The organism is Kamptonema animale CS-326, assembly GCF_028330895.1.
Lineage (GTDB): Bacteria > Cyanobacteriota > Cyanobacteriia > Cyanobacteriales > Microcoleaceae > Kamptonema > Kamptonema formosum.
In genome coordinates this window covers 1-6690 of the sequence record NZ_JAQMUA010000367.1, presented here as the reverse complement: position 1 = coordinate 6690, position 6690 = coordinate 1, and the positions used below count along the sequence as shown (strand labels likewise).

Annotated in this window: 4 protein-coding genes; 2 read left to right on the top strand and 2 right to left on the bottom strand. The window is 47.1% G+C overall.

Annotated elements, in window-relative coordinates:
- Positions 1-54: 54 nt before the first annotated feature.
- Together dnaK and grpE are read right to left on the bottom strand one after the other, a co-directional pair.
- The gene (gene dnaK, locus PN499_RS21395) at positions 55-2049 is read right to left on the bottom strand and encodes a molecular chaperone DnaK (protein ID WP_272034398.1); all 1995 of its coding nucleotides are present in this window, start codon (positions 2047-2049) and stop codon (positions 55-57) included.
- A 410-nt stretch (positions 2050-2459) separates the two neighbouring features.
- Positions 2460-3233, bottom strand: a complete 774-nt coding sequence (gene grpE / locus PN499_RS21390; protein WP_019487096.1) for a nucleotide exchange factor GrpE — start codon at positions 3231-3233, stop codon at positions 2460-2462.
- 301 nt (positions 3234-3534) lie between these two features.
- On the opposite strand from grpE, the gene PN499_RS21385 reads away from it, so the two are divergent.
- Together PN499_RS21385 and PN499_RS21380 are read left to right on the top strand one after the other, a co-directional pair.
- The gene (locus tag PN499_RS21385) at positions 3535-4185 is read left to right on the top strand and encodes a transposase (RefSeq protein WP_272034397.1); all 651 of its coding nucleotides are present in this window, start codon (positions 3535-3537) and stop codon (positions 4183-4185) included.
- Positions 4186-4343: 158 nt separating this feature from the next.
- Entirely contained in the window at positions 4344-6350 is a 2007-nt protein-coding gene (locus PN499_RS21380; RefSeq protein WP_272034396.1) for a GspE/PulE family protein, read from the top strand.
- Positions 6351-6690: the final 340 nt, after the last annotated feature.

Below are 6690 nucleotides of genomic sequence, written 5' to 3'. Positions count from 1 at the left end.
CTTCCCTACCTTCCCCATCCTCCCCATCCTCCCCATCCTCCCCATCTCTCCATACTAGGAAGTTGTGGAATCAACCGCAAAAGGATTCATTTCATCAACTTCGGGATCTGCTGGCTTTTTACTTGGAGCTACTGCGATCGCTTCTTGGGAGGAGAAACTTTCAGCAGCAATAGCAGCGTCGTCTGAGTCTAGCATCTGTGGACTTTCATCCTCAGTGACCGACTTGTTAGACTCACTGCCGACTTGCTCGTAAACAGCAGAACCCAGGGAATAAAGCACTTGCTGGAAGGATTCTATCTGCTGCTTCATTTCCTCGTAGGGGATGTCAGGATTGGCGATCGCTTCGCGCAGAGCTGAGGCTGCTGTGCGGGCTTCGGCCTTAAGCTCGTCGCCGATGAATTTTGAATTAGCTTTTAAGCTTGCTTCATAATTATAGAACAGCGTATCGGCTTGATTTTTGAGTTCGACGAGTTCTTTGCGCCTGATGTCTTCTTCGGCAAATAGTTCTGCCTCTTGGCGCATCCGTTCGACTTCTGTTTCGCTCAAACCGCCGGTGTTGGTAATTTGAATGCTTTGTTCTCTGCCGGTGCCTTTATCTTGAGCTGAGACTTTGAGGATGCCGTTGGCATCTATTTCAAAGGCAACCTCGATTTGAGGTACGCCGCGAGGGGCGGGGGGTATTCCCTTGAGCAGGAATTTACCCAGGCTTTTATTATCTTTAATCAGGGCGCGTTCGCCTTGGAGAACGTGAATTTCTACTGAAGTTTGCCCGTCAGCAGCCGTTGAATACATCTGGGAGCGACTGGTAGGGATGGTAGTATTGCGCTCGATTACTTTGGTAAATACGCCGCCTAATGTTTCCAAGCCAAGGGAGAGAGGCGTGATATCCAGCAGTAGTAAGTCTTTGACTTCTCCACCTAAGACACCTGCTTGAATTGCGGCTCCCAGTGCTACTGCTTCGTCGGGATTAACGGAGCGATCGGGTGTGACACCCCCAAAGTATTTGCTAATTGCTTCTTGGACTGCTGGCGTGCGGGTTGACCCCCCAACTAAAATAATTTTGTCAATATCTTTCGGTGTCAAGTTTGCGTCTTTGAGAGCTTGAGTCACCGGATCGATCGTACTCTGTACCAGATGAGCCACCAATTTTTCAAATTGATTGCGAGATAGTTCCATCTCTAGGTGCTTGGGCCCCTTCTCGTCGGCAGTAATGAAGGGCAAGTTGATGGCCGTAGTATCTCTGCCAGAAAGTTCAATTTTGGCTTTTTCGGCGGCTTCGCGGAGACGCTGCAAGGCCATTTTGTCTTTTGAGAGGTCAGTGCCTTCTCTAGTACGGAAGGTTTCTACCATCCACTGTACTAGGCAGTTGTCGAAGTCGTCGCCGCCCAGATGGTTATTGCCAGCGGTGGCATTGACTTCAAAAATCCCGTCTCCTAGTTGGAGGATGGAAACGTCAAAGGTGCCGCCTCCCAAGTCAAAGACCAAGATTTTTTGATCTTGGTCTTGCTTGTCCAACCCGTAGGAAAGGGCGGCGGCTGTGGGTTCGTTGACGATCCGCAAGACTTCTAAGCCCGCGATCGTGCCGGCATCTTTTGTTGCTTGCCGCTGAGCGTCTGTAAAGTAGGCTGGGACTGTAATTACGGCTTGAGTAACAGTTTCTCCCAAGTAAGTTTCAGCATCTTGCTTGAGTTTCAGCAGTACCATTGCCGAAATTTCCTGGGGCGTGTAATTTTTGCCGCGAATTTGGACATCAACGGTATTGTCTTTGCCGTTGATGCAGGTGTAGGGAACGCGGGAGCGTTCTTCTTCGGTGTCTTCCCAGCGACGGCCGATGAATCGTTTAATGCTGTAGACGGTATTGGCGGCATTGGTGACAGCTTGGCGTTTGGCGAGTTGCCCAACTAAGCGATCGCCACCTTTGCCAAATCCTACAATGCTCGGAGTTGTGCGTCCGCCCTCGGAGTTGGAGATCACGACGGGCTGTCCCCCCTCTAAAACCGCTACGCAACTGTTGGTCGTACCCAGGTCAATGCCAATTACTTTTCCCATAGCGCTCCTTGAGAGAATTAAAAATGTAAAATTAAAAATTAAAGGAAAAGATATTTTTAATTTTTAACTTTACATTTTTAATTTTTAACTTGGGTCGGAGTTATTTTCCGATACTTTTTTGTTAACGTATGCTCGCAAACGCATAAGTTGAGTTACCCAGGACTTACGTACCCAACCTCATAAACCGGGTTTTTTGACGAAAATACTTCGCCCGAACCCACAGATGCTCTCAAAAACCCGGTTTCTGGGACTCCCGGCGTAAGTTCTATTACCTTTGCCACCAAGACTGACCAAATAATGTCCACAGGAAAGTCCGAGGAACACCACTTAGATGCCTAGCACCCAAACTCAAAAGAGTCTTTGGGAAAAAAGAGAATGCTAGCATACTTCAGCCTTGGTTAGCAAAGTTTTTACTGTGGCTCAACTTCTTCAGAGGCGGGTTCGGGAGCTGCTGCCACTTTTACCATTGCATGGCGCAGGACACGCTCGCCGAGCATATAGCCCCGCACCAATTCTTCTGCCACAGTCCCCTCCTCATACTGGTCGGTAGGTTCTCGCATTACCGCTTCGTGGAGGTTGGGGTCGAAGGGTTGACCTTCTGGGCGCATCGGGGAGACTCCCACCCGTTTAAGGCAGTCTACCATTTGCTTATAAACGCTTTGGTAGCTTTTGTGTATGCCCATCTCGCCGTCAGTTTGCGGCTTAATATGGGATCTAGCCCGCTCGAAATTGTCAATTACTGGCAACAATTCCATGATTGTGGCACACTTCACTTGCAAATCCAACTCTTCTTTTTCCTTAGCAGTGCGCCTGCGGAAGTTCTCAAAATCTGCTGCCAGCCGCAAATTTTGATTTTTCAGATCGTCTACCTGAGCGGAACTTGCTTGTACCTGAGCTTTTAATGACTCATTTTCCTTAGTTGCGCTTGCCAATTCCGCCTTTAAAAACTCCAGGGCTTCAGCTAGCCCCGGATCGGCAAAATTGCCCCCTGACGTGGATGGTGCGTTTCCTGCCGGTTGTGAAGCCTCTGAACTCTGATATGCTTGAGCAATTTGAAGCTCCCAGTCGAGCGGTTCGTTCAAATTTCCGTCTGCTGGCGGCGTTTCGTCTACCGCTTGCACCCCTTCTGGAGCAGTTGCTGCTGAGTTGGGATCGTGGTATTGCTGGTTTTCCTCGTCAATCATAAATTTCTGTGCGACACAACCCACACAATTCTAGCAGTGGGAAGAGCCGCGCCCTCCCTTGTTAATTGCCAATAAAAAATGGAATCGAGTAAAAATTAACTGTGCGGCGCGAAAGCCTGCATTCTGCCCTGGCAGGTAGCCGGAGTGCACAATATTAATTAAAATATATCAAAACACTGCGTCACAGGTTTGCAAAGGGGTAGATAATCTTGACAAAAAGCTACCTAAATTTTTCTAAACTTATTCATCGACTCCTCTAAAATGGCTAGATGAGTAAGTTGGCGATGCTGAGGCAGTCAATATGTACGCCATCGAACTTGAATTAAAACTTAATCACAAAGAACGTACCTCGATGGCGCGCTATTCTGGCTATGCGAGATTTTGTTACAATTACGCTTTAGCTCTCTATCAAGGAGTTAAAGATTTTGCAGGAGGAGCGACGAGCAAAAAAGTAGCAGCAATCGAAAGAGTTTTTACCAACCACGTCAATAAATTGCCAGAATATCAGCGGACAAGCTCTCTGTCTTCCAGAGTTTACAAAATGGCATTCCGGCATTTGAGCGAAGCTTTATTCTATTTCTTTAAAGGAGTGGGAGAGCTTTTTAAATTCACAGGCAAAAAAGATGGTGATTCTTTCACAATAGGAATTAGCCCAAAAGATGTTCGCATCCAGCTCGAAAATTTGAATGCGAGCAGAATGATAGCTAATTATAAATTGGCAGCTATTTCAGATTGTGGATTTTATGAATTTCGTCGCCACTTGACATATAAATCTTCTATGTATGGCACGAAAGTTGAGTTAGTCGAGCGTGGGTATGCGTTATCTAAGACTTGCTCAGTTTCCGGTCATTTTCAACCAATGCCATTAAAAGAACGGGTTTTTGATCGTTTACATTGCGGTGCAACTATTAATCGTAATTTGAATGCGGCGATTAATCTAGCGCATCAATAGGAATTATTAAGACCAGTTCGGTCTGAAGTTACGCCTGTAGACAAGTAGGAGCCGACTCCCTTGGTAGAAACAGGAAGCGAACGTTAAATCTACCATGAGTAGATTTGAGTAAGTTTCATAGGACGGAAATAAATTAAGGAGATCTACGGAATTAACTTATGACTAATACATTCGAGCGGCGACCTTCCACCTCCCTAGTTGTCCAGAGCAATTTCTCTCCGGCTCTAAATAAAATGATTCAGGCTGGTTATGTCAATACTGACCAGCTCAAGCAAGCCCAAATTGAATGCCGCAAGTCAGGAAAGCGCTTGACTGAGGTACTCGAAGCGATCACCGGCCAACCTCTACCCCCAGAACTGCTGCGCCATTACAAGAAGCAGCAGATGTTTGAACTAAAGCTGGTGTATGGCGTTGAAGCATTTGACCCGGAACTAACTCCGATTTCTACTGAGCAACTTGGTGGCATCCTCGATCTGTTAAAAATATCGATCGATACTTGCACTCAAGGGCGGTTTTTGCCTGTACAAAAGACCGAAACCGAGCCGCCATCAATTGTAGTGGCAATGGCCGATCCCGATAACCTTAACTCTCAAGAAGATTTACGCCGGATTTTGCAGCCTCACGGGTTGAGCTTTCAGCGACGGGTAATTACCAAAGACGACTTCGATGAGATCGTTTCTGCCTACCGCGAGGATGATGCGAAGAAAGCAGCTATAAAGGCGGCTAAAGATAAGGAAGAAAAGCTACAGTTTGGAGGTGACAACTTTGAGGTCGATCTAGAAGAAATCAGCGGTGATGTAGAGGACATTGCTGTTTCCATAGATGATGCCGAAGCCGCTCCCGTGATTAAAGCTGTTAACGTCATTTTGGCTAAAGCTTTGTCTGAAAAAGTTTCTGACATCCACGTAGAACCCCAAGAAGAACATCTGCGAATTCGGATGCGGAAAGATGGGGTATTGCAAGAATATTTCCGCTTTCCGAAGCAGGTAGTCCCGGCAATTACTTCTCGCTTCAAAATTCTTTCCAATATGGATATTGCCGAACGTAGGCAAGCTCAAGACGGTCGTATCCGGCGTAGGTTTGAAGGGCGGACGGTGGACTTCCGGGTTAACAGTTTGCCTTCTCGCTATGGTGAGAAAATCGTGCTGCGGATTTTGGATAGTTCCAGCACTCAATTAGGTTTAGGTTTGTTAATCTCTGACCAAGAAACTCTGGCTTTGGTTCGAGAAACTGCAAGTCGGCCTTTTGGACTGATTTTGGTGACGGGGCCGACGGGTTCGGGTAAGTCAACTTCTCTGTATTCAATTCTGGCAGAAAAGAACGATCCGGGGATTAATATCAGTACGGCGGAAGACCCGATTGAGTATGCTTTGCCAGGGCTGACTCAGTGTCAGGTAATTCGCGAAAAAGACTTAACTTTTTCTAACATTTTGCGGGCATTCTTAAGGCAAGACCCGGATGTGTTGCTGGTGGGAGAAACGCGGGATAAAGAAACAGCAAAGACGGCCTTGGAAGCTGCATTGACGGGTCACTTAGTGTTAACAACTTTACACACGAATGATGCGGCGGGTGCGATCGCGCGTTTGGACGAAATGGGTGTAGAACCGTTCATGGTATCGGCGGCACTTTTGGGCGTACTAGCTCAGCGGCTAATGCGGCGGGTTTGTAGCGATTGCCGCGTTCCCTATACCCCCACCCCTGAAGAACTCGGTCGCTACGGCTTGTCAACTTCTCAAGAAGTTGATATCACTTTCTACAAAGCCAACATAGTACCTGTAGATGACAAGAAAGCCCTGGCAGAAAGGGGAGAATTGTGCAAAAAGTGTGGCGGTGGGGGTTACAAAGGGCGCGTTGGTGTCTATGAATTTCTGAAAGTCACAGAGCGACTGCAAACCCTGATTACCCAAGGTGCGCCGACGGAACAAATTAAGGAAGCTGCGGTGGAAGAAGGGATGAAAACCTTGCTGGCTTACAGCTTACAGTTGGTGCGGGAAGGTGCGACTACTTTTGAAGAAGTAGAGCGGGTGACATTTACGGATACTGGTTTAGAGGCAGAAATGAAAGCGAAGCGCAAGCAGGGACTTACCTGTAAAAGTTGCCGAGCTGAATTAAAACCGGAGATGTTAGATTGTCCCTACTGCCTAACGCCGCGCTTTGTGGATTAATTACGAGAGTGAGGGAGTTCTTGAGCGGGGAAGATGGAAGAGTTAAGAATTTATGACTTTTTTAACTTAAAAATTCTCATTTTCCCTAGTAGTAGCTCTCACTTGGTTAGGTACTGGTCGGAATTGGCAATTAGCAATTAGCAATTAGCCTGTGGTCATGCAAGAAAATCGCTATAGCGCGATCGCCCAATAAAGAGCGCCCATTGGTGACAAGTTAAGGCTCAAAGCCAGTTGTCAAGGGGATTTTCGGCAGTGGCTCAAAGAAAAATGGTTCTCCACGTAGGGTGGCATCCGGAAAGGGAGCGATAATCAATTTTAACTTGGGTTTTCGTTGAGCTTT

What these genes read in the sequence shown, in the direction of transcription:
- dnaK (WP_272034398.1), bottom strand. Translation starts at nt 2,049, where the DNA reads ATGGGAAAAGTAATTGGCATTGACCTGGGTACGACCAACAGTTGCGTA.
- grpE (WP_019487096.1), bottom strand. Translation starts at nt 3,233, where the DNA reads ATGATTGACGAGGAAAACCAGCAATACCACGATCCCAACTCAGCAGCA.
- PN499_RS21385 (WP_272034397.1), top strand. Translation starts at nt 3,535, where the DNA reads ATGTACGCCATCGAACTTGAATTAAAACTTAATCACAAAGAACGTACC.
- PN499_RS21380 (WP_272034396.1), top strand. Translation starts at nt 4,344, where the DNA reads ATGACTAATACATTCGAGCGGCGACCTTCCACCTCCCTAGTTGTCCAG.